General features: G+C 59.8%; 22 protein-coding genes, 1 tRNA gene and 1 riboswitch. Of the genes, 8 read left to right on the top strand and 15 right to left on the bottom strand.

Features of this window, described 5'->3' with window-relative positions:
• Positions 1-4 precede the first annotated feature (4 nt).
• From AXW79_RS11235 to hypB, 5 genes are all read left to right on the top strand, one after another.
• On the top strand, positions 5-256 hold the full coding sequence (locus tag AXW79_RS11235) for a HypC/HybG/HupF family hydrogenase formation chaperone (protein WP_005315143.1): 252 nt from the start codon (positions 5-7) through the stop codon (positions 254-256).
• Positions 250-1,368 carry a hydrogenase formation protein HypD gene (gene hypD / locus AXW79_RS11230; RefSeq protein WP_005315141.1) on the top strand — a complete coding sequence of 373 codons (1,119 nt, stop codon included), beginning with the start codon at positions 250-252 and terminating at the stop codon, positions 1,366-1,368. The genes AXW79_RS11235 and hypD overlap by 7 nt, the downstream gene beginning before the upstream one ends.
• An 85-nt stretch (positions 1,369-1,453) precedes the next feature.
• A complete protein-coding gene (hypE, locus tag AXW79_RS11225) occupies positions 1,454-2,458 on the top strand; it encodes a hydrogenase expression/formation protein HypE (protein WP_011898647.1) in 1,005 nt (334 codons plus the stop codon).
• Positions 2,459-2,467: 9 nt separating this feature from the next.
• Positions 2,468-2,809, top strand: a complete 342-nt coding sequence (hypA, locus tag AXW79_RS11220) for a hydrogenase maturation nickel metallochaperone HypA (RefSeq protein ID WP_005315136.1) — start codon at positions 2,468-2,470, stop codon at positions 2,807-2,809.
• 1 nt (position 2,810) lies between these two features.
• Positions 2,811-3,650 carry a hydrogenase nickel incorporation protein HypB gene (hypB, locus tag AXW79_RS11215; RefSeq protein WP_011898646.1) on the top strand — a complete coding sequence of 280 codons (840 nt, stop codon included), beginning with the start codon at positions 2,811-2,813 and terminating at the stop codon, positions 3,648-3,650.
• Positions 3,651-3,866: 216 nt separating this feature from the next.
• On the opposite strand, the gene AXW79_RS11210 is transcribed toward hypB, so the two are convergent.
• The 11 genes from AXW79_RS11210 to hybO form a co-directional block, all read right to left on the bottom strand.
• Positions 3,867-4,508, bottom strand: coding sequence for an ATP-binding cassette domain-containing protein (locus tag AXW79_RS11210; RefSeq protein WP_005315125.1), 642 nt, complete (start codon positions 4,506-4,508; stop codon positions 3,867-3,869).
• Positions 4,508-5,296, bottom strand: a complete 789-nt coding sequence (locus AXW79_RS11205; protein WP_005315122.1) for an ATP-binding cassette domain-containing protein — start codon at positions 5,294-5,296, stop codon at positions 4,508-4,510. Before AXW79_RS11205 ends, AXW79_RS11210 begins: the two co-directional genes overlap by 1 nt.
• Complete coding sequence (locus AXW79_RS11200; RefSeq protein WP_005315119.1) at positions 5,290-6,105, bottom strand: ABC transporter permease; 816 nt, start codon at positions 6,103-6,105, stop codon at positions 5,290-5,292. The genes AXW79_RS11205 and AXW79_RS11200 overlap by 7 nt, the downstream gene beginning before the upstream one ends.
• Positions 6,095-7,105, bottom strand: coding sequence for an ABC transporter permease (locus tag AXW79_RS11195; RefSeq protein WP_011898645.1), 1,011 nt, complete (start codon positions 7,103-7,105; stop codon positions 6,095-6,097). The genes AXW79_RS11200 and AXW79_RS11195 overlap by 11 nt, the downstream gene beginning before the upstream one ends.
• The gene (locus AXW79_RS11190; RefSeq protein WP_005315114.1) at positions 7,090-8,697 is read right to left on the bottom strand and encodes an ABC transporter substrate-binding protein; all 1,608 of its coding nucleotides are present in this window, start codon (positions 8,695-8,697) and stop codon (positions 7,090-7,092) included. The genes AXW79_RS11195 and AXW79_RS11190 overlap by 16 nt, the downstream gene beginning before the upstream one ends.
• A gap of 115 nt (positions 8,698-8,812) precedes the next feature.
• Positions 8,813-9,340, bottom strand: a complete 528-nt coding sequence (gene hybE / locus AXW79_RS11185; protein WP_005315112.1) for a hydrogenase-2 assembly chaperone — start codon at positions 9,338-9,340, stop codon at positions 8,813-8,815.
• On the bottom strand, positions 9,322-9,852 hold the full coding sequence (locus tag AXW79_RS11180) for a HyaD/HybD family hydrogenase maturation endopeptidase (protein ID WP_005315110.1): 531 nt from the start codon (positions 9,850-9,852) through the stop codon (positions 9,322-9,324). The genes hybE and AXW79_RS11180 overlap by 19 nt, the downstream gene beginning before the upstream one ends.
• A complete protein-coding gene (gene hybC / locus AXW79_RS11175) occupies positions 9,852-11,555 on the bottom strand; it encodes a hydrogenase 2 large subunit (RefSeq protein ID WP_005315108.1) in 1,704 nt (567 codons plus the stop codon). Before hybC ends, AXW79_RS11180 begins: the two co-directional genes overlap by 1 nt.
• Positions 11,552-12,739 (bottom strand): Ni/Fe-hydrogenase cytochrome b subunit, encoded by a 1,188-nt coding sequence (hybB, locus tag AXW79_RS11170; RefSeq protein ID WP_005315106.1) that lies wholly within the window; start codon positions 12,737-12,739, stop codon positions 11,552-11,554. The genes hybC and hybB overlap by 4 nt, the downstream gene beginning before the upstream one ends.
• Positions 12,732-13,772, bottom strand: coding sequence for a hydrogenase 2 operon protein HybA (hybA, locus tag AXW79_RS11165; RefSeq protein ID WP_005315103.1), 1,041 nt, complete (start codon positions 13,770-13,772; stop codon positions 12,732-12,734). Before hybA ends, hybB begins: the two co-directional genes overlap by 8 nt.
• 2 nt (positions 13,773-13,774) lie before the next feature.
• Positions 13,775-14,908, bottom strand: a complete 1,134-nt coding sequence (gene hybO, locus AXW79_RS11160) for a hydrogenase 2 small subunit (RefSeq protein ID WP_005315099.1) — start codon at positions 14,906-14,908, stop codon at positions 13,775-13,777.
• 1,235 nt (positions 14,909-16,143) lie between these two features.
• Between hybO and alr the strand changes: the two genes are divergently transcribed.
• Together alr and AXW79_RS11150 are read left to right on the top strand one after the other, a co-directional pair.
• Positions 16,144-17,247 (top strand): alanine racemase, encoded by a 1,104-nt coding sequence (gene alr, locus AXW79_RS11155; RefSeq protein ID WP_005315097.1) that lies wholly within the window; start codon positions 16,144-16,146, stop codon positions 17,245-17,247.
• Positions 17,248-17,397: 150 nt separating this feature from the next.
• Positions 17,398-17,598 (top strand): hypothetical protein, encoded by a 201-nt coding sequence (locus AXW79_RS11150; protein ID WP_017413071.1) that lies wholly within the window; start codon positions 17,398-17,400, stop codon positions 17,596-17,598.
• A gap of 90 nt (positions 17,599-17,688) precedes the next feature.
• Here AXW79_RS11150 and AXW79_RS11145 read toward each other — a convergent pair.
• Both AXW79_RS11145 and AXW79_RS11140 read right to left on the bottom strand, forming a co-directional pair.
• Positions 17,689-17,776, bottom strand: a tRNA-Ser gene (locus AXW79_RS11145).
• Between the two features lie 237 nt (positions 17,777-18,013).
• Entirely contained in the window at positions 18,014-18,469 is a 456-nt protein-coding gene (locus AXW79_RS11140) for a type III secretion system chaperone family protein (protein WP_080561576.1), read from the bottom strand.
• A gap of 158 nt (positions 18,470-18,627) precedes the next feature.
• On the opposite strand from AXW79_RS11140, the gene AXW79_RS11135 reads away from it, so the two are divergent.
• Positions 18,628-19,965: a flavohemoglobin expression-modulating QEGLA motif protein gene (locus tag AXW79_RS11135; protein ID WP_005315095.1), complete on the top strand. Its 1,338-nt coding sequence runs from the start codon at positions 18,628-18,630 to the stop codon at positions 19,963-19,965.
• 59 nt (positions 19,966-20,024) lie between these two features.
• Here AXW79_RS11135 and AXW79_RS11130 read toward each other — a convergent pair whose 3' ends face one another.
• Together AXW79_RS11130 and AXW79_RS11125 are read right to left on the bottom strand one after the other, a co-directional pair.
• Positions 20,025-20,606, bottom strand: a complete 582-nt coding sequence (locus tag AXW79_RS11130; protein WP_005315094.1) for a thymidine kinase — start codon at positions 20,604-20,606, stop codon at positions 20,025-20,027.
• Between the two features lie 104 nt (positions 20,607-20,710).
• Entirely contained in the window at positions 20,711-22,291 is a 1,581-nt protein-coding gene (locus AXW79_RS11125; RefSeq protein ID WP_005315093.1) for a Na+/H+ antiporter NhaC family protein, read from the bottom strand.
• Positions 22,292-22,377: 86 nt separating this feature from the next.
• Positions 22,378-22,549: riboswitch (Lysine riboswitch) on the bottom strand.
• Between the last annotated feature and the right edge of the window lie 261 nt (positions 22,550-22,810).

Here is a 22,810-nt window from a genome sequence, read left to right as displayed (position 1 = left end):
ATCCATGTGTCTATCCATACCTTCTCAGGTGGTGCAGCTGCACCCAGAAGATAACTGCGTCACCGTCGATACCCTGGGGGTGCAGCGTCGCGTCAGCTGCATACTGCTCGAAGAGCCCCTCAACCTTGGCGACTATGTGCTGCTCCATATCGGCTTTGTGATGAGCAAGATTGACGAAGAGGAGGCGCAGGCCAGCCTCGAGAGCTTCCGCCAGATGGTGGCCCTGATGCCCAAGCAGGATATCTTGCCATGCTGACCCTCAATGATCTCTTTCAGGGCTTTCGCCAGCCCGAGGTGATCCGCGCCCTCGCCGCGCAAATTACCGAACTGGCAAAGGATCTGCCCGAGCCGCTGCGGGTGATGGAGGTGTGCGGCGGCCATACCCACACCATCATGAAATACGGACTGCCCCAGTTGCTCCCGGCCAGCATAGAGTTCGTCCACGGCCCCGGCTGCCCGGTCTGCATCATGCCCAAGGAACGCATCGATCAGGCCATCGAGCTGGCTAGAGAGCCCAACGTCATTCTGGTCACCCTGGGGGACATGATCCGGGTGCCGGGCTCCAAGGGCACGCTGGCCCAGCAGCGGGCCAAGGGGAGCGATATCCGCCCCGTCTATGACCCCCTCGATGCCCTGCGCATCGCCAAGGAGAACCCGGAAAAAACCGTGGTCTTCTTCGCCATCGGTTTCGAGACCTCCACCCCCATGACAGCCGCGCTGCTGGCAGCAGCCGACGCTGCGGGGGTGGAGAACCTGCTGTTTCATATCAACCATGTGCTGGTACCGCCCGCCATCCACGCCGTGATGGCCGACGGGGTTGCCAAGGTGAACGCCTTTATCGGTCCCTCCCACGTCAGCGTCATCACAGGTGCCGATATCTACCTTCCCATCGTTGATCGCTATCAGGTGCCTGTGGTGGTGAGCGGCTTCGAGCCGGTGGATGTGATGGAGGCGCTGCTGATGATGGTGCGCCAGAAGGTGGAGGGTCGCTACGCGCTGGAGGTGCAGTACAGCCGCGCCGTCACCGCCAGCGGCAACCGGGCCGCCCAGCGGCTGGTCGACCAATATTTTGAGACCCGCGAGCACTTTCGCTGGCGAGGTCTCGGGGACATCAACGCCTCCGCCCTGCGCCTGCGCGATGCCTTTGCCAGGCGCGATGCGGAGCGCCACTTTCAACTCAGTGAGACCCCCATCGATGATCACAAGGCGTGCCAGTGCGCCGACATTCTGCGCGGGCTGGCCAAGCCGAACCAGTGCAAGGTCTTTGGCCGGGGCTGCACCCCGACCCAGCCCATGGGCAGCTGCATGGTCAGCTCCGAGGGAGCCTGCAATGCCTACTACCGCTATATGGGGATCCAGCAGCAATGAGAGAAACTCAACTTAGCCACGACGGTCGGGTGATGGGTGGAGATGAACCAGCCTGTTTCGGCAATCTTGTGGAGAACCAGACCCGATGAGAGAAATTCAGTTAAGCCATGGGGGCGGTGGCGTCGAGATGAACCAGCTTATCAATAAGCTCTTCTTTCACCACTTTGGCAACGAGATCCTGTTGCGCGGTGAAGATGCCGCCCTGTTGCCGGTGAGCGGCCCCGTCGCCTTCACCACCGACAGTTTTACCGTCTCGCCGCTGTTCTTCGAGGGGGGCGATATCGGCAAGCTGGCCATCGCCGGCACGGTCAACGATCTCGCCATGATGGGGGCCAAACCGGAATACCTCAGCTGCAGCTTCATTATCGAAGAGGGGTTCCCCTACGCGGATCTCGTCCGCATCGTCGAGTCGATGGCCGCAGAGCTGGCCAAGAGCGGCGCCCGCATCGTCTGCGGCGACACCAAGGTGGTGCCGAGGGGAGCGGCCGACAAGATCTTCATCAACACCAGCGGGGTCGGCACCTTCCCGCTACCTGAGCAGAGCCGGGGCATCTCGGTACGAAACCTCAAGGCCGGTGACGCCATTCTGGTGTCACGGGATATCGGCAGCCACGGCGCCTGCATCCTGATGGCCCGCGACGCCCTGCAGCTGGGCTCGACACTCAAGAGCGACTGCACCACCCTCTGGCCGCAGGTGGAGGCACTGCTGCAAGCGGGGCTTACCCCCCATGCCCTGCGCGATGCCACCCGCGGCGGCCTCGCCGCCGTGCTCAACGAGTGGAGCACCGCCTCCCAAGTAGGTATCGAGCTGGAGGAGTCCGCCATTCCGGTCTGCGATCCGGTGCGCGGCCTGTGCGAGCTCTACGGCTTCGAGCCCCATGATCTCGCCAACGAGGGCACCATGGTGCTGGCTCTGCCTGCCGAACAGGCACAGGACGCGCTGGGCATATTGCGGCAGTTCAACCCCTCCGCCAGCCAGATCGGCGTGGTGCAGGCGAGCGAGCGTCACAAGGTGATCCTCAATAACCCCTGGGGCAGCCGCCGTTATCTTGAGCTGCCCCAGGGGGAACTCCTCCCGCGGATCTGTTAAGGAATCACCATGCATGAAATGTCTCTGGCCGTGGCCGCCATCGATCTGGCTGCCGAACAGGCCACCCAGCGGGGCTTTAACAAGGTGACCGCCCTCTGGCTCGAGGTCGGCAGCTTCTCCTGCGTTGACCCGGACACCATTGCCTTCTGTTTCGAGGCCGCCGCCAAGGGCACAGTCGTCGAAGGGGCCCAACTTCACTTTCAGCACCAGGCGGCAGAGGCCTGGTGTTACGACTGCGACAAGACGGTCACCCTCACCGAGCGCGGGCAGGCCTGTCCCGAGTGTGGCGGATACAAATTACGCGTCGCGCAGGGCGATAGCCTGCGCATCACCGACATCGAGGTAAGTTGATATGTGTAGCGTATGCGGATGCGGCCAGGCGCGGATCGCCGGCCATGAAGATGAACACGACCATGCCCACCCCCACGACCATCATCATGATCATGACCACGAGCATTCCCACGCTCATCCGCATGACCACGGCCATGAGCAGGCTGATCTCCACTACGGCAAAGGGGAAGCGGGATTGTCGGTTCCGGGCATGGGGCAGCGCCAGCTGATCGCCATCGAGATGGATGTGCTGGCCAAGAACAACGCGCTGGCAGCCCACAACCGCGAGCACTTCGACGAAGCGGCCCAGCTGGTGCTTAACCTAGTGTCGAGCCCGGGTTCAGGCAAAACCACCTTGCTGTGCGAAACCCTGCGCCAGCTGGCCGACAAACGCCCTTGCGCCGTGATCGAAGGGGATCAGCAGACCAGCGCCGATGCAGACCGTATCCGTGCCACCGGCGTCCCTGCCGTGCAGATCAACACCGGCAAGGGCTGCCATCTGGATGCCCAAATGGTCCACGACGCCTGCCACCAGCTGCCCGCCAATGAAGGAGGCATCCTCTTTATCGAGAACGTGGGCAATCTGGTCTGCCCCGCCAGCTTCGATCTCGGCGAGAAGTACAAGGTGGCGATCCTCTCCGTCACCGAGGGGGAGGAGAAACCGCTGAAATACCCGGACATGTTTGCCGCCGCCCAGCTGATGGTGATCAACAAGATCGATCTGCTGCCCTACGTCAGCTTTGACGTGGCCAGCTGCATCGAGAATGCCAAGCGGGTCAACCCCTACATTCAGGTGATCCAGGTCAGCGCCACCACAGGCGAAGGGATGGATGCCTGGCTCAACTGGCTGGCAACGGCCTGAAGCGGTTAAACACCGCTGATAACTGTGGGTAACAAAAGAGGGAGGCTGATGCCTCCCTCTCTTTTACCTGCGCGCTTTGCCAACGATTCTCTCTGTCCAGAATGACCAGCATTTCATACTCGCCCCCTCACCCTGGCCCTCTCCCCAAGGAGAGGGAACCATCTGCTCCCTTCTCCCCTTGCGGGAGAAGGGCTGGGGATGAGAGGGAACTAACCCTCAGGCCGCATTTTCAGCCAATACACCAGTCACGGGCTGCAACTCACCAAAGCGCAGCACCCGATGGCAGATCTGGCGCAGCAGTGCCTGCTGGTGGCTGAATATCACCATGCCAAGCCCACGTTGCTCACACTCAATCATCAGCTCCCGCCAGAGCTGGCGCTGAATTTGCGGATCCAGCTGGGCGGTCACCTCGTCGGCAATCAGCAGACGGGTGCGGGGATCGAGGGCGCGCAGCAACGCGATGCGGGCCAGCTCGCCACCGGAGAGCTGGCCGGGTTTACGACCAAGCCACTCGGGTTTGACCATAAAACGGGCCAGCATGGCGTCATCGGGGCGCCACACATCCCACAGCGCCTGCCCTGTGGTGCGATAGGGATTGAAGGTGAGTTCCGGGTGCTGAGGCACCAGCTGGATGGGGTTATAACCTTTTACCAGTTCAGGTACAGGCTGCCCATCCAGCCGTATTTCCCCGCTTCCCCGAACCGGTTGCCAACCGGCCAGTACTCGCCCCAGCGTGGTCTTGCCATAACCGCTCGGGGCAGAGATGCCGAGCCGCTCCCCCGCTTTGACTGCCAGCGATAGCTCCTGCCAGAGGGGGCATTCCCCTTGGGCAATGGTAAGATCCCGTACTTCAAACATCAGGAAACCTCCGGCACAGAGAAGAGCGAGTTGAACTCCGGCAGCGCCTGCCAGTGGGCACGAAGCATCTCGCTCCCCTGCCCCTGGCGCAGATGGTGGCTGCTCAAGGTATCGCTCACCTGCCCCTGATGCAGCGCCACGATGCGATCGGCAAAACGGGCCGCCAGCGCCAGATCGTGAGTGACCCAGAGGATACCGCTGCCCTGATTGGCCAATTCGCGCAATTGGCCGAGCAGCAGACAGGCCAGCCCTTCGTCGAGCCAGGCGGTGATCTCGTCCGCCAGAATGTAGCGGGCGCCGCCGAGCGCCGCGGTACAGGCCAGAATGCGCTTGGCCATGCCGCCGGAGAGCTGGCGCGGGTAGCGATCCAGCGTGGCCGCGGGCAGCTGGTAACGCTGCAGTTGCTCGCCGAGCCGCTCGCGAGAACCATTCTGGCCGCAGAGACGAGCCGCGCGGCCCAGCTGGCGCTCCACCGTCAGCAGCGGATTGAGGGCGCTCACCCCCTGCGGCACATAGCAGAGGGTGTGGCCGCGCAGACGGGCCCGGCTGGCGTCGCACAGGGGCACGCCATCGAGGGAGAGGGTGCCGCGCATCCGCAGGTTGTCCGGCAGCAAGGTCAGGGCGCTTTGTAGCAGCAGGCTCTTACCCTCGCCGCTCCCCCCCACCAACGCCACTATCTCCCCCGGCGCCAGTTGCAAGCTGATATCGGTCAGCAATGGCTGCCAGCTGCGGCGCCCCAACCAGGAGTAGTGGGCCGCCTCTATGGTCACATGGTCAAAACTCAACATGGTTCACTCCTGTGCCACAGCAGCTGTTGCAGGGCGCGGGTAGCCAGATCAAACAGCAGTACCAGCAGCAGCAACATCAGGCCCGGGAAGAGGGCCAGCCACCAGCCGCCACCGGCCAGATAACGCAGGGCATCGGCCAGCAGCAGGCCAAGAGAGGCCTCGTGGGCCGCCAGACCAAAGCCGAGAAAGCTCAAAGCCGCGCTGTGCAGCACCGCATGGGGGAACATCAGCAGGGTACCGATAAACCACTGGGGCAACAGCCCCGGCAGCAGGTGGGTGCGCCAGCGACGCAGCGCCCCCATCCCCTGACAGCGGGCCAGCACCATGTAGTCGCTGCAGGCGATCCGCCGCGCCGCCGCGCAGAGGATCAGCGCCAGCTTGGGCCAGTGGGTGAGCGCCACCGCCAGGATCACCCCGCGCATGCCGCCCCCCACGGTAAAGCAGATCAGGATCAGCAGCAGCATATGGGGCAACGCCAGCATGGCGTCGATCACGAGGCGCACCGCCACATCGCATCTGGGATGAATAAGCGACACGCTTGCCGCCACCATGGCCAGCAGCCCGCTGCACAGGGCCGTGCTGATCCCCAGCTCCAGACTGGTGAGGGTACCCTGAAAGGCCCGCAACCAGAGATCCCGCCCCATCTGGTCGGTCCCGAACCAATGCGCCAGCGACGGAGCCTGCTGACGAGCCAGCAGATCCATGGGCACATCCTGAGCCGACAAGCTCCAGCCGTAGGCGGCCAGCAGCGCCAATCCTATCAGCGCCACGCCGAGGCGCACTATGGAGGGAAGCGGATTAAACAGCATGCTCGCCCTCCCAACCCCGATTGATTCGCGCCAGCAGCACACTGGCCACAGTGTTGCCAATAAAGACCAGCAGGGTGCAAAAAAGCACTATGCCCATCAGCAAGGGGATATCTCCCCGCAGCCCCGCATCCACGGTCGCCTGCCCGAGCCCCGGATAAGAGAAAACTTTCTCCGCCAACAGGGATCCACCGATCAGCTCACCGAGGGAGGCAAACTGCAGGCAGAGCGCCGGGGTCAGGGCGTGGCGCAGCACATGAAAACGCAGCATGGGCCAGCCGCCATCCCCCTGGGCGCGGGCGTAGCGGATAAAGTCGCTCTCCAGCACCTCGGCCACCCGCCCCCGGGTATGCAGGGCAATGTTGCCCACCCCGAGCAGCGCAAGCGTGGTCACCGGCAGCAGCAGATGGCGCAATCGCATCAGCCAGTCAGCCTCATCGGCAGAGAGCCCCGGCGTCCAGGCGCAGCAGACCGGCAACAGCTGCCAGTGCACCGCAAACAGGGCGAGCAGCAAGAGACCAACCCAGAAGGTGGGCAGGGAGGCGAGCAGGTAGGCAAAGCGGCAAATAAGACGATCGGGCCAGCGGTTGAGATAGCGACCGGCGCACAGCCCCAGCAAAATGCCGAAAAAGCCGGAGAGCAGCCAGGCCCCCGCCAGCAGCAGGAAGGAGGCGGCAAAGCGGCTGCTAATCACCTGAGCCACAGGCGCGTTGTAGAGCATGGAGTAACCGAGATCCCCCTGCAGCACCTGACCGAACCAGTGCCAGTAGCGCAGCCACAGCGGCTGATCCAGCCCCCAGCGGGCGGCAATGCGAGCGTACTGCTCGGGCGGCACATGGAGCAGATCGTTGCCGATATAGGCCTTGATGGGATCAATGGGGGAGTAGCTCAGCAGCACAAAGGTGGCGACAGAGACCAGACACAAGAGCCCTGCCAGACGCAGCAGGGCTTTTAGCAACAGATAACCGGAATGACTCAAGGTCGAACTTAGCGGCACGTCCACCGCCAGTCAGAGAGGTTGTTGAGCAGGGACCAGCTACCGTGAATTTCCGGCGCCCCCTTGCCAAGGTCGATGCAGCGGTTGGCCAGATAGGTGTGCTGCACATTGAGCAGCCAAGCCCAGGCGGCATCCCCCTGCACCCCGGCGCCTGTCTTGCCATCCCACTCCACCTGCTGCCAGAACGGCACGGCCGCCTGCCAATTCGGGGCATCGAGCGCCTGCTTGAGGTGGCCATCCACCACGGGGTTGCTGTAGTAGCCCGGGTTGTAGAACTCAACGCCGCCCGAACCACTCTGGTAGTGGTGATAGAGCTCCATGGGATCCAGACTCCCCCACCCCATCAGCACCGGATTGGTGTGCATCTCGCGCTCCACCTGCTCCCAGCTGCCGGACTTGAGGCTCACCTCCAGACCTATGGGTTTGAGCATGGCCCGCACCGCTTCCGCCAGATCCCGGCGGGTACTGTCGCCACTGGTGTACCAGAGGGTAAAGGCGGCGCGCTGGTCACCCTTGTGGCGAATGCCATCGCTGCCCATCTTCCAGCCAGCCTCGTCGAGCAAGGTGTTGGCATGGGCGACATCGCCGTCCTTGAAGGCGGTGGCTTTGTTCAGCCAGGGCAAGCCTTCCACCGCGCTGTAAGCGGGGATGGCGTGCCCTTCCAGCAGCTGGTCGGCCAGCAGCTTGCGGTCGATGGCATAGTTGATGGCGCGGCGCACCGCCACATCGGCGGTCACGTCGTTGCCGACGGGATAACCCTTGGCATCCTTGCTGTCCGCAGGGGGGATCGGGAAGACGATGCCGCGGTTCTCCACGCTCGGCCGTACCCACAGCTTGAGCGAGGCAGGCACAGTGGGCGCCAGCGACGGGGGAATGCGCACCAGATCGAGCTGGCTGCTCTGGGCGGCGGCATAGGCGCTCTCTTCATCGATAAAGACAAACACCAGCCGTTTGAAATCATTGTTGCCACCGGCGTAATAGGGGTTCGCTTCCACCACCAGTTGCTGACCGGGCAGGAAGCTCACCAGCCGGTAAGGGCCGGCACCGACAGGCTTTTGAGCGTACGCTTTTGCGTCGTAATCCTTCTTCGACACGATACCGAGCGAGCCCAACACGTTGACGAAGGTGCTCTGGGGGGCACTCAGGGTGATGGCCACCTCGGTGGGCGAGAGCACTTTGGCCGAGACAAAGTTGCCCATGTCGATCTTGCCGCCGCCCTTGGCTGCGCTGTTATAGGTAAAGGACACATCCTCGGCAGTCAGGGGCGCGCCATTGGAGAATTTCAGGTCGGGCTTGAGGGTGATAAGCCACCCCTTGCCATCCTGGTTCGGGGTCACCGCTTGGGTGAGCAGATCCTGCCAGCTGAGATCGGCGTTCTGCTTGAGCAGCGGGCTATGCAGCAGCAGATAGCTGCCGTGACTCCAGCCAAGCAGGGGGTCAAACCCTTCGGTGGGCTCGGCGCCAATGGCGAGTTTGAGTTCGGCAGGCACAGGTTGGGCGGCCAGTACGGAGTGAGAGAGTCCGCTTGAGAACAGGGCCAGCAAAGTGGCCGCGACGACAGGCACACCCTTGCGGCGGCCATGGCATTGAATGGTCATAAGATTCCTTGTTCGTTTGTACCACTCACCTCGAAGAAAAACGTCAAACGAAGAAGCGAGTGAGGGGCCAAAACGGGCCCCTATTCTAAACTTGATTTCGCGTGAAACCTAGCGGCTATGCCGGTTGGCCACGACGAGCACCAAACAGCCGTCTGCGCCCCAGATCCACACCGACGGCACCTTGATGCAGCGGCAAGGAGTGCAGCATCTTGAGGGTGCTGCTCACCAGCGAGCTCCCCTGCTCGGCCCCGAGATGGGGATCGAGCGGCGACATCAGAGAGCAGGCCAGCAGCTGTCCCGTCTCGGGCAATTCACCCACCATAAAGGTCATGTTGCCGCAGGGGAGCTGCAGAGCGAGCCGATCGCTGCTGCGGCGCACGGGCCAAAGCTGATCCGGCCCCGGCAACACCACCAGGCTCAGCATCCAGGGGGTGAGCACGCAGCCGAGCCACTGCTCTTCAAACAACACGCACTCGGCCACAATAGGCATGGTGGCGTGATAGAAGGGCAGCCCTTGCATCTCTTCCCGGGCGATCCGCTCGTACTGGGCCACCAGCAGGGGCGCTGGATTGGTGGCGAAACCGGCAAACTCCTGCACGCGTTCCTGTACGGCGTCAGCCTCGCTCAAATGGGACTGCGCCATAGGCCCTCCTGCTCTTGTTTTGCCTTTTCCTGTTCGGAAAGCGGCATTGCGGGGGCGCCAACGCTGGCCAGCAGGGTCAAAATCCGATCCTTCGCCTCCCCCATCGCGGCCGCCACTCGCGGGGTGAGGCCGATGCGGGGTTCGAGAGATTCAGGCTCTATGCCGATCAGAGTGAGCCGCTTTGGCGACTCCCCCGTCATGTGCAGCGCCGAGAGCACGTCCGCCAGCCCCAGCTGGTGCGGGGAGATCTTGCGGCCAAACAGGGTCGGGATCTCCTCGTCCTTCAGGGTCACTACTGTGCCCGGCGGGTTACCGCTGCGCACCGCATCCGCCAGAATGATGTGATCGCGACTGGCCATGGCTTCCAGCAGCTCCATGCCGGCGGTGCCGCCGTCCAGCAGCTCGATGCCGGGGGCGAAACGGTATTCGCGCCCCAGCGCCTCGACGAGGCGCACTCCCACCGCCTCATCGCTCAGCAGCAGGTTGCCCACTCCCAGGATCAGGGTGTTCATCACAGCACCTTCACCTGAGTCACTTCGCCATTCTGGGTATCCACCACGTGCACCGCGCAGGACATGCAGGGGTCGAACGAGTGGATGGTACGCACCACCTCCAGCGGTTTGGCGGGATCCGCCACCGGCGTGCCCACCAGTGCCTGCTCGTAAGGGCCGGGCTCGTCATTGAAGTTGCGCGGACCCGAGTTCCAGGTCGACGGCACCACCGCCTGATAGTTAGCGATCTTGCCCTCCTTGATGACGATCCAGTGAGAGAGCATGCCGCGCGGCGCCTCTTCAAAACCCACCCCGCGAAACTCCTTGTCCGCCGGGATCTCGGCCTTGATGTAGGCGGTGAAATCCCCCTTGCCGATGTTGTCGATGAGCGCCTTCCACTGGTGCGCCAGGGTGTCTTTCAGCACGCAGCAGCGCACCGCGCGGCCGATAATGCGCCCCATGGTGGAGTGCAGCTGTTCGGTCTTGATGGCCGAACCGGTGAGCGCCTTGTAGATACCGTTCAACTGGTCGAAGTGCGCCACCGTTTCCGGGTGCTTGGCAGCCAGTTTAACCAACAGATCTGCGAGCGGCCCCACCTCCACCACCTTGCCGTAGAAGGTGGGGGATTTGACCCAGGAGTATTTGCCATCGTCCTGCCAGCCGGTGTAGTTGGGCTCGGTTTTGCCCTCCCACGGCTTGAGCGGCTCGTCATCCTTGTACCAGGCGTGCTTGTTGCTCTCGGCAATGCCATCCATCAGCCAGGCATCCTGATGGCTCTCGATGGGGCGATAACCCACCAGATCACCGTTTTCGATGTAGCCACCCGGCATCAGGAAGCTGCCGCCGTTGGCATCGGTAGGAAGCTCGGGCACGCTCAGGTAGTGCTTGGCCCCCTGCCCCAGCGCCAGCCACTCGGGATAGTGAGCGGCTATGATGGCGGCATCCACCTTGTAGACCTGCTCGATGAACTCGCCGAGCCGGTCAATAAAGCTCTTCACATAGAGCAGCCGTTCCAGGTTGAGCACGCTTGGCGCATCCAGGTTGATGGGGTTGGCCACCCCGCCCACAGCCAGGTTCTGGATGTGGGGCGTCTTGCCACCCAGGATGGCGACGATGCGGTTGGCATCGCGCTGGCACTCCAGCGCCTGCAGGTAGTGGGCCACGGCGATGAGGTTCACCTCCGGGCTCAGCTTCATGGCCTTGTGACCCCAGTAGCCGTTGGCAAAGATGCCGAGCTGACCGCTCGCCACCAAAGCGCGGATCTTGTCCTGCACCTTGGTCAGCTCGTCGGCACTGTTGAGAGACCAGGTAGAGACCCCCTTGAGGATATCCGCCGCCTTCTGCGGATTGGCCTGCAGCGCGGCTGTGATGTCCACCCAGTCCAGCGCCGAGAGCTGGTAGAAGTGGACTATGTGATCGTGGATGTTGTGGGCCGCGATGATGAGGTTGCGGATGTACTGGGCATTGACCGGCACCTTGGCGCCGATGGCGTTCTCCACCGCCCGCACCGAAGCGATGGCGTGAATGGAGGTACATACCCCGCAGATCCGCTGCACTATCATCCAGGCATCGCGCGGGTCGTTGCCCTTGACGATCTCCTCCATACCGCGCCACATGGTGCCGGACGACCAGGCCTTGGTGACTATGCCGCCTTCGATCTCGCAGTCGATACGCAGGTGCCCCTCAATGCGGGTGATGGGGTCTATGGTGATACGTTGGCTCATACGTTGGCTTTCCCTCGGGCCTGATAATCTTGGTGAACACGTTCAAGTGATGGCAGTACCGGCAAGAGCCGGATCAACAGCAAATAGGCACACACCTCGATGGCGACGAAGCCCAGGGAGATCAGCACCTCCTCCGCGGAGGGGAAGTAGTGGTAGCCATTGCCGGGGTTGAAGGCGAGCAGGGAGTAATCCAGTCGCCAGAGGGCCGCGCCCAGCAGCATGCTGAGGGCGCCCAGGAACAACATGCGCGAATCCCGGCGGCTCTTGTCCCAGTGGAACACCAGCAGCGGGAAGAGCATCAGCGCAATCTCGCTCCAGAACATGACGGCGTAGCGATTGAACTCGGAGAGATAGGCCGACTTGTCGTTGATGACGATCTCGGCAAAGCGCAGCGCCACAAACAGGATCAGGAAGATGTCGATCACCTGGGTCAGCTTGTAGAAGAGCGACTTCTCGTTGGGACCCCGCCCCGCCAGCCCCGCCTGCACCAAAGAGCCCTCGAACACTACGATGGAGAAACCCATGATGAAGGCGGTCAGCAAGGAGAAGACAGGCAGCAGCTCGTAGCTTTGCCAGAGCGGATGTATCTTCTCCCCCGCCACTATCATCAGAGAGCCCATGGAGGACTGGTGCATGGTGGGCAGCAGCGCCCCCAGCGCCAGCACGAAGAACATGATCTTGTTGAGGCGAATGAGTGACGCCTTCCAGCCAAACTTTTCCAGCAGCACGGGCGCGAACTCCAGCGCCATCACCCCGATATAGATGGTCATGCAGACCGCCGTCTCGAACAGCACCGAGGAGGTGTTGAAGTGGCCGGGCAGGTAGAAGTACGGCAGGTTCCAGTAACGCCCCACGTCGATGGTGATGGAGAGGCCCCCCAGCGAATAGCCGAACAGACTGGCCAAGAGCGCCGGTCGCACCAGGGGGTGATACTCGCCCCGGTTGAACACGTAAACCGCCCAGGCCAATGCCCAGCCGCCACAGGCGAAACCGGTGCCGATCAGCAGGTCAAAGGAGATCCACAGCCCCCAGGGATAACCCCCGTTGAGATCGGTGACCGAGCCCAGCCCGAAGAAGAGGCGTTTGAGGATCAGCATGCCGCACAGCACGGCAAAGGGGGCCAGCACCAGCACAGGCCAGCTGACCAGCTTGCCGCCGAGCGGATACGCCTTGTGATTACTCATGATCCTTGCCTCCCTTTTCATGGCCCTGCTTGCCCGAGCCCTGATCATGGCCATCGCCTTGATGGTGATCGTGACCGTTCTTCTTGCTGTTGCGACGAATGAGCACGGAGAGGCCGGTCAGCACCACCATGGGCAGCACCATCCCCTTGTAGAGGGTGTGCTGGATATGCTCGGAACGAGCACCGGAGGAGAGCTCCGGCAGGTCAGGCATGTCGAGCTTGGTGTAGGGCACCCCGGCCAGTACCAGCACCTGGGTACCGCCCCCCTCCTTCTCGCCATAGACGTAAGGCTGGTAGCTCGGCACCTCATGTAGGTAAGGGTCGTTGGCGGTAAGGGTCTGGCGCGGATAGGCGTATTCGCTGCCGGGGCTCGCCAGCAGGCGGCGCTTGGCCTCGGCCATCAGATCCTCGCGGGTGCCAAAAATCACGGCGCCGGTCGGGCACACCTCGACACAGCCGGGCAGCTTGCCCTGGCTGATCCGCTCAAGCCCTTTCTGGTTACAGAGTTCGCACTTGTGGATCGCCCCCAAGGGGTTGTCGTAGTCATATTTGGGCACATCGAACGGGCAGCCCACCATGCAATAGCGGCAACCGGTGCAGACGCTCGGGTCATAGTGGACTATGCCGGTCTTGGGATCTTTTGTAAGAGCCTGCACCGGACAGACCGAGACGCAGTTGGGATCGACGCAGTGCATGCACTGCTTCTTGATGTAGGCATAGCCATCCACCAGCTGATCCTTGTGCTCACCCGTGCCGCTCTTCCACACCTGAATGATGTTGTTGGTGTAGGGCGTCAGCTTGTCGTTGGTGGACCAGGTCTGTGCTCCCTCCGGATTGGACGGGTTGCCATTCAAACGCTGGCACTCCGCCACGCAGGCCTGACAGCCGACGCAGAGGGTGGAGTCGTAGAGCATGCCGAGCGACCCGGGAATGGGCGGCTTGTTCTTGGCCGCCGCCATGGCTCGGCCGGGCACGCTTGCCCCTGCCGCCAATGCACTGGCGGAGGCAAATTTGAGGAAATTGCGTCTGTTCACGGTCACTCCTCCCGTGATGGGTGCTGCCCGGCTTCGTGGCGCTTCTGCTGGCGGCCGAGTTCACGCACCGTCATCAGACTTACCCCCACCAGCACCCCGAGGGCTCCCCCGATGAGACCCGTGGCTGTGGGCGAGGTATAGCCCCCCTCCTGGATCTTCACATCGGGTTTATCCACCCGCGGGGTCGGGTTCTCGACCTTGGCCAGCTGGAAGATCCCCTTGCTGAAACCCACCCCCTTCTCGTTGCAGCCATAACAGGGGTGGCCGATGCCGACCGGCCAGATGCCGCCGCCCACATCGCAGAACTCCAGGGTCGAGCAGTTGCCGTAGGTCTCCGGTCCCTTGCAGCCCAGATGGTAGAGACACCAGCCCTGACGGTGGCCCTCATCGCCAAACTCCTTGGCAAAGCGGCCAGCGTCGAAGTGCGGACGACGTTCGCAGTTCTCATGGATCAGGCGCTCATAGGCAAACAGCGGGCGCTTCTTGCTATCCAGCGCCGGCAGCTTGCCGTAGGTGATGTAGTAGGCAACCGTGGTGAGGAAGTTGTGGGGATTGGGCGGGCAGCCGGGAATATTGATGATGGGGGTGCCGATATTGCCGAGGGCCTCTTCGAGGCTGACGGCGCCAGTCGGGTTGCTGCCGCTGGCAGGCACGCCACCCCAGGCGGAGCAGGAGCCGATGGCAATGACCGCAGCCGCATCGACGGCAGCACGGCGAATATGGTCGACGATGGGCTCACCGGCCACCATGCAGTAGACGCCACCATCTTTGAGCGGAATGGAGCCATCCACCACCAGCACGTACTTGCCTTTATAACGCTTGATGGCGTTGTGCTTGTTCTCTTCCGCCTGATGACCAAAGGCCGCCGAGAGCACCTCGTGATACTCCAGCGAAATGGTATTGAGGATCAGGTTTTCGATGGTGGGGTGGGTGGCGCGCAACAGTGACTCGGTGCAACCTGTGCACTCCTGCGCCCCAATCCAGATCACCGGCGGTCGCTCGGGGCTGGTGAGCGCAGTAGCCATCTTGGCCACGGCATTCTGGCTTAGACCCAGGGTTGCGGCCATCCCGGCGCACAATTTCATAAAGTCACGGCGATTAATTCCATGAGCCGATAAAAAATTATCCTCGACCATTCTTCTTATTCCCGTTAGTGAGCACTTGTTTGATAAATGCTTAATGACGGAAATGCTAAGGACTCCCCTCTCCTCACGTGTTGATCTTTATCAAGCCACAGGGCATTACCAAAATATAAAACCCATCACCATTAATCAAAAAAATCATATGTAGCAAACTCTTAACTCTTCCAGCACTGGCTTACACAAATATCCACAAGGGGGTAGTTAATGCTGAGATTGAATTAACAACATTAAAATTACACGTTAATTCTCGATGCTAAATATTCAGAGCGGATACCTGATCACACAAATTATCCCATGCAGGTGTTACTGACACTGAGTAATCCCGATGAAAATAAACACCGCTACCAGATACACCTTTATTTAATGTAAATGAAATATTACTGAAGCGAACGGAGATAGCAATAAGACGCGCTATCACATGGCCAGGTATTTAATCAACTGACATGAGAAGCTGACACGAAGAGCCTCAAAAGGGTCGTCCACTTGCTGCGCAGGCTCCCCCAATGGCGACACCGTATCATAAGCACGCCAACCAACGACTCATACGACAGCCTTCATCATTGCCTCGGAGGCCCTGCTTGTACATATTGCCCTGTTCCAAATACCTGCGACATATCATCGCTCATCAACACAGGGTTTCTCGTATCAGGCATACAGAGATAATGGAAAAGAGGGGGGAAACCACTGTGGATTTTTCTCTTGTCGCTATGCCCCCTTGCGATCCTCCGGGAGCAATTCGTTTCCTGGCTGCAGACAGAAATAATTCCCCGACAAGAAAACGCGATAGAAATCACCAGCCAAAAAACATTGGCAGATGAAAATGCCATGATTTTGTCAAAAAACGATTATTCATCATACACTATTTACCATTACAAGCACGACTGATAACATAATTAAAACATAAACAGGTGTATGTGCTAACAGCGTAGTGACCATGCCCCTACAAAGTCGCTACCTGTATTGAAGCAGTTCACCATGGAGGGCTCAGACAAACTGGCCGATATTTTATATCCATATACCAGTGAGGGTTTATTTTTAAAATAGGTATTAACTCGTCAGCACATGGCTGAATATAAAGATAATGCCTATGCCAATTAGATATTCAAATGACATTGTAAATCTTTAATCGCACAAGGAGTGCGATGACTGAATGACGTTTGCCAAACACGCCATGCTTATTGTGCTGCCGGCAATATCCATCTTCATTTTCATGGAAGAAATAACCCATCATGAATACTGTTACTGCCAGCATCGATGTGGATGCACTGCACCATAATTTTGCCGTTGTGCGGCGCCATGCTCCCCACAGCAAGATCATCGCCGTGCTCAAAGCCAACGCATATGGACATGGTCTGTTGCAAGTCGCCAATACCCTGTCTCAGGCGGATGCCTATGGGGTGGCGCGGATCGAAGAGGCGCTGGTTCTGCGGGCAAACGCCATCACCAAGCCCATTCTGGTGTTGGGTGGATTCTTCTCGGCAGAGGCACTCCCCCTGCTGGCGGCTCACGACTTACAGACCACCATTCATACCTGGGATCAGCTGGCACTGCTTGAGCAGGCCGACCTGCCGACACCGATCACCGTCTGGCTCAAGCTTGATACGGGAATGAACCGGTTGGGGCTCAGGGCGCAGGATATTCCCGCCTTTGTCGAGCGGCTGGCCAACTGCAAGAACGTGGTGCAGCCCTTTCATCTCATGACCCATTTCAGCCAGTCCGACGAGCAGGATAGCCAAGCCACCCCGCAGCAGATCGAGGAGTTCAATGCACTCACAGCACGGATGCAGGGCGAGAGGGCCATGGCCAACTCGGCGGGGATCCTGGCCTGGCCAGACTCTCGCAGCGACTGGATAAGGCCGGGTATCATGCTCTATGGCGCCTCCCCCTTTGGCGGACAGCTGGCATCCGATCATGATTTGCGTCCCGTCATGACCCTCAAGAGCCAGCTCATCGCCATCAGACCATGCGAGCAAGGGGAGTCGGTAGGATATGGCGGCCATTGGGTGGCCCATCATGACACCACTCTGGGCGTGGTTGCGGTCGGCTATGGGGATGGATATCCACGCATGGCACCCCAGGGAACCCCCGTACTCATCAATGGTCGGCGGGTCCCCATAGTGGGGCGAGTGTCCATGGACATGATCACGGTCGATCTTGGGCCCGGTGCCGGTGACAAGACGGGGGATGAAGTGATCCTGTGGGGGGATGGCCTGCCGGTGGAGCAGGTGGCAGAAAAGATAGGAACCATCCCTTATGAGCTCCTGACCCGGCTCACGTCGAGAGTCGTCATCAAACCCGCCAGCAAACGGGGAGCGTTGACGACAGCAAGCTGATGTGGCCTGCATTGTCATCTCTCACTCGCACAATGGCGTACCTCCACCATTGAGGTGAATAAAACCGGCACCATCAATTTGCTTGGCGTGTGGCTGGCATCATGACCAGCCACCTTTTGCTGTCCTGTTGCATATTCCATGCGTCGCTGCATGCAGCTGGCCCTGACACTCGATGTATTCATGCCTTCCCTGCCGCAGGATGCACAGATTGCCCAACTCCTCCATGCAGATGCCACGTCGCGGCTGACAATATCTCCTCTGCCACAGCATCAGCCGGTGCATCTTCAGGCACAAAAAAGCCCCATGGATCTCATGGGGCTTTATCCATTCATAGCGGTACGAAAGACATGACCTAATAGCATCGCACACAAGGGGGATATCGCAGAAAAATGGCACATCTGAAAACAAAAAAACCGACCATCAGGTCGGTTTCTTTAAATATGGCGGTGAGGGAGGGATTCGAACCCTCGATACGTTGCCGTATACACACTTTCCAGGCGTGCTCCTTCAGCCACTCGGACACCTCACCAAATTTTTACTTCTTTGAAGTGGCTTTCGGAGCACGCTACGCGCGCTTTTTTGCCGACTTCGTCGGTGGGCAGCCACTCGGATACCTCACCAAATTTTGGTCTGTTAATTAACGTGTTCAGCCAACACTAGGTTCGCAGCACTGTTGCGCTGGAACGGGGCGTAATTTAGGGGAAAGCCCCGCCTGCGTCAACGGCTTTTTTCGCCAAAGAAACCGTTCGCACATTTAACGCACAAATCAATGCACAGATTCGGATCCGACCTGTATTTCAGGCAGATTCAGGAAGCCAAGGCGCTCGCATTCAGAGACCACTTCGTGGGTCGCGGCCGTGGTGCTTTCAACGAACAACAGGAACTGCTCCACGGAGAGGCCCGCCTTGGTGAAGACAGTGTGACCGACGATGAGGCGCGGCAGGTTGTCGTCGATAATATCGAGGAACACCTTGAGCGAGGGGTATTGCATGTTGAGACGACCCAGTTCGGCCATCAGCGGCAGCAGCGCCGAAGGGCGCACTTCCAGTTCGGATGAAAACAGCAACCCTTCCTCTTCGACAAAGATCCGGCTCTCCTGAATGCCGTCGACAGACTGCAGGGAGACAATGTGGATGCCATGACACTGGTCGCAAACATAGTGCTCGATGCGAGCCTGCTGCAACCAACGCATTATCATTTCAGAGCTGGGGATATTCATCATTTCCACGACACGATAAGGATCAAGGGGCGCAGTCTAAACCAATTTTCCGGCAACCAAAAGTGCAGTGGCCGGATAAGCAGGGGCTCCGCTTCTTTTTGGCAAGCGCTATGCATATACTCAGCCCATTCTCGCACCACCTTCGCTCGACAGAAGGCCAGATGACCATCCAAGAAAAGTATCGCCTGCATCTGAAATCCCTCTCCGATGAACTGCTGACTCTGCAAAAGCCCATCCGTATTCTGGATGCCATCAAGTGGCCCCGTCATCTTCAGGCCGAGTTTCTGGCCAAGGGGGGACGAGAGTTGCCCGCCATCGGCCAGCACTTCTACGAAACCCTCCCCCTTGGCTTCGATCCACGCAACAAGTATCTGGAGCTCAAGGAGCTGAGGGACAGGATCCGCAGAAAGCTGGGCCCCCAGGACGATCTGGGCCGCATCCTGCAAGAAACGGTCGATCAGTACATGGTGGTGATCGAGATGCTCCGCCAGCGCGGGCAACCTGATTTCCTGCGCTACAGCCAATTGCTCTATGGCTCCGCCAGCGACCACCTGCGCGGCGATCGCAAGACCCTCAAGGAGCTGGGTGCCCGTCTGTGCGATATCTTTTCCCTGCCCGGCGCCCGTCATCTGGTGCGCCCCTATCCCAAGGAATTCGAGGGAGAAGCGGCGGTCGCCAAGCTGCAGGGAAAGCTGTCGAGCTACTTCAGCGAGGGGACTGTGCAGGTCAAGTTGAGCGATGGCATTGTCTCGGATGCCGCCGCCGGCGGGGATTACATCAAGCTCAGCTCCCACGCCCGCTTCTCCGAGCTGGATCTGCAAGTGCTAGAAGTACACGAAGGCTGGGTCCACGTGGGCACGACCTTGAACGGCCGCCAGCAACCCTACGCCACCTGGCTCAGTGCCGGCTCGCCGCGGATCACCGCTTGTCAGGAGGGGCTGGCAGTATTGATTGAAACCCTCACCTTCAGCTCCTTTCCGGATCGGGCCAAGCGTATCTCGGACAGGGTGATGGCCATCGACATGGCGGAGCATGGCGCCGACTTTGTCGAAGTGTTCCAGCACTTTGTGAAACAAGGCACCAGCGAGCACGATGCCTACAAGATCACTCAGCGGGTATTTCGCGGCGGCATGGTCGAAGGGGGGGCCTGCTTTACCAAGGATCTCTCCTACGTGCGTGGCTACGTGGAAACGGTCAACTTCATTCGCAGCGCCGTGCTGGAAGGGGTACCTGAAATCCTGCCCATGCTGTTCGTCGGCAAGGTGACGCTGGATGACATTCCCGTGCTCTATCAGCACTATCTGGAGGGCTTGATCGATGCCCCCCGCTATCTGCCCCCCATGTTTCGCGACCTCACCGGACTCTATGTCTGGTTTGGTTTCGCCTCCGGCATGTCTCTGGTGGACATAGGCCGGGTACAGCACCATTTTCGCCAACTGTTTCACCGCCTGCCGGTGGCCGACCCCATCATAGCGCCGGTGGATATAGAGATAGACTGAGCCGCGGGCGGCAACAAAAAAGGCGCCATAGAGGCGCCCTTGCTGTCATTCCTATCAGACTATTTATATGCCCGCCCGGCCAGATAGTGCTTGCGGCACAGGGACACATAGCGATCGTTGCCGCCTATCTCCACCTGCTCCCCATCGCGCATCACCTGCCCTGCTTCGCTCACCCGTGAGTTCATGTGGGCCTTGTTGCCACACCAGCAGATGCTTTTGAGCTCCTCAAACTTGTCAGCGAGGCATAGCAGATGGTAGGAGCCGGGGAACAGCTCCCCCCGAAAGTCGGTCTTCAGGCCATAGGCGATCACCGGAATATCCTGCTCATCGACAATGCGGGCCAGCTGGTAGACCTGTTCGCGGGTCAGAAACTGGGCCTCATCGACGATGAACACATCGATGCGTTTTACTGCATGGCGCGCCTTGACCATGTCGAACAGATCGCAGGTATCACTGAACACCTCCACCTTCAACTCCAATCCAACCCGGGCACTGATCACTCCGGCGCCGAAGCGATCGTCGATGGCCGGTGTCATGGCCAGGGGCTGCATGCCACGCTCCAGATAATTGAAGTGGGCCTGGATGAGCTGGGTGGATTTGCCTGAATTCATGGTGGCAAATTTGTAGTGCAGTGAAGCCATTATGCTGTTCCGAAACTGAATTTATGGGGCGCATGCTAACCAAAGCCCCGGACAAAACCAAGGGGCCCATGGGCCCCCTGCTCTTCAAGTGTGTTTTTTGTGCGTTATGCGGTGGCCAGCGCCGGCCGTGTTTTCGCTTTGCGCAGGTGATAAGTGGTAAACACCACGAACCAGAGCGCACTGACGCTAAAGCCCGCCAGCACGGAATGCATCAACCCCATGGCCAGGTAGCCGAGCGCGGCACCAAAGGCGATGGTCAGCGCATAGGGCAGCTGGGTCATGACGTGATCGATATGATGGCAACCGGCACCCGTGGCCGACAATATGCTGGTACTGGAGATGGGCGAGCTGTGATCACCGAACACTGAGCCTGCGAGTACGGCGGCCAGCATAGGCAACATCAGGCTGATGTCGCTGGCGGCCGCCATGTCACCGGCCAGGGGCAACATGATGCCGAAGGTGCCCCAGCTGGTACCGGTGGCAAATGCCATGGCGCAGGAGAGGATAAACACCACAGCAGGCAGCACTTCGATCGGCAGGTTGCCGTTCGCCAGGGAAGCCAGATATTTGCCGGTTTCCACATCCCGCACCACAGAGCCGATAGCCCAGGCAAACAGCAGAATAGTGATCGCCGGCAGCATGGCCATCACCCCTTGGGGCGCGGCCTTGATCCAGTTCTTGGCACCCAGCTTGAGGCGCAGCGCCAGGCCGATGGAAACCACCAGGCTGCACAGGGCACCATAAACCAGAGAGGAGCCGACATTGGTGTTCTCGAACGAACCGAGCACGCTGAAGGGCAGCCCCTTCTCGCTCAGCACGGAAGCCCCTGAGTCAATCATGAAGTAGACGGTGGCGGCGGTCAGCGTCAGGATCGGCAGCACCATGTCAATCATGCCGCCATTGCTCTCCTCCGGGCTCTCCATATCCAGACCGATGGGACGGCCCTTGGATTCATCCCACAGCTTGCCTTCCAGCGCCCACTGCTCATGTTGACGCATGGGGCCGATATCGAACTGAAACGCGATCACCACCAGCACCATGATCAGGGTGAACACGGCGTAGAGGTTCATCGGGATCATCTCGACAAACGCGGCAATCGGGCTCTGCTCGGTCAGACCGTGCGCAGCCATGATACCGCCTACCAGGGCGATAATGTAGGCGCCCCAGGAGGAGATGGGCATGAGCACACAGACGGGAGCCGCAGTGGAGTCGAGCAGATAAGCCAGCTTGGCGCGGGAGATCTGGAAGCGATCCGTCACCGGACGGCAGATGGCTCCCACCGACAGACTGTGAAAGAAGTCATCAATAAAGAAGGCAAACACCATCATGCCGGTGAGCGCCTTGGCCCCCTTGCGGGTCTTGGCACGGCGCTCGGCCCACTCGGCAAAGGCGCGGGTGGCGCCGGAGACGCTCATCAAGCTGATGAGGCCACCCAACAGCAGCATGAACAGTATCATGTTGACGTTGTCACGATTGAGCGCACCATCGACCCAGAAGATCTTGAGCACTGTGTTCAAGATGTAATGCAGGGAATCGAGGGGAGAAAACTGATTGAGCAGCAGGCTGCCGGTCAGGATCCCCGCCCCCAGCGACAGCAGGACGCGGCGGGTCAGGATCGCCAAGGCGACGGCCAACAAGGGGGGAACGACAGACCAACCTGAGTCGGCGTACTGAATGATGTCCATGATCTCTTTGCACCTAAAGACAGCAGGTGGAGATCTACCGAGAGGATAAAGAAACAAAACCCATGGGGAGGTTATACTCCTCAGCCCCTTCAGGTAGCGCTCCATAGTGGATGACTATGGCAGTCCTGCACCTGTTCGATGCAGAACCAGCAGCCCGGTATGATGGCCTGGCTACTTCGGCGCTGACTCCTTTCCTTGTGCATCACAGGCATCACCCTCCGCACAAGTAGTCATAGGCAGCGCGCCTCTACTTAAAGGTATTCGGCGCACATTTTATCGTGCTGGCACGTTATGGCAAGTTTTTTGATTAAATCCCCACGTTGGCCATTTTAAAATGGGGAAAAGGTAGTCAAATGGTGCAAATATTTTGGTTTTATCGCTATTTTCACCTACTTGGAACTCAGTCGGGTATGACGTATTCAATATTACTGAATCCAGTCTGAACTCAAAACAGTTCACTTATTTTGCACGCTGAATTTATTATTTTGCTTATCTTGACTTAAATAACTGATCCTAATA

Source organism: Aeromonas salmonicida subsp. salmonicida, from assembly GCF_001643305.1.
In the GTDB taxonomy this organism is placed as follows: Bacteria; Pseudomonadota; Gammaproteobacteria; order Enterobacterales; family Aeromonadaceae; genus Aeromonas; species Aeromonas salmonicida.
Note: the sequence above shows the minus strand (reverse complement) of the source record. Positions and strands in the feature narration are given on the sequence as shown.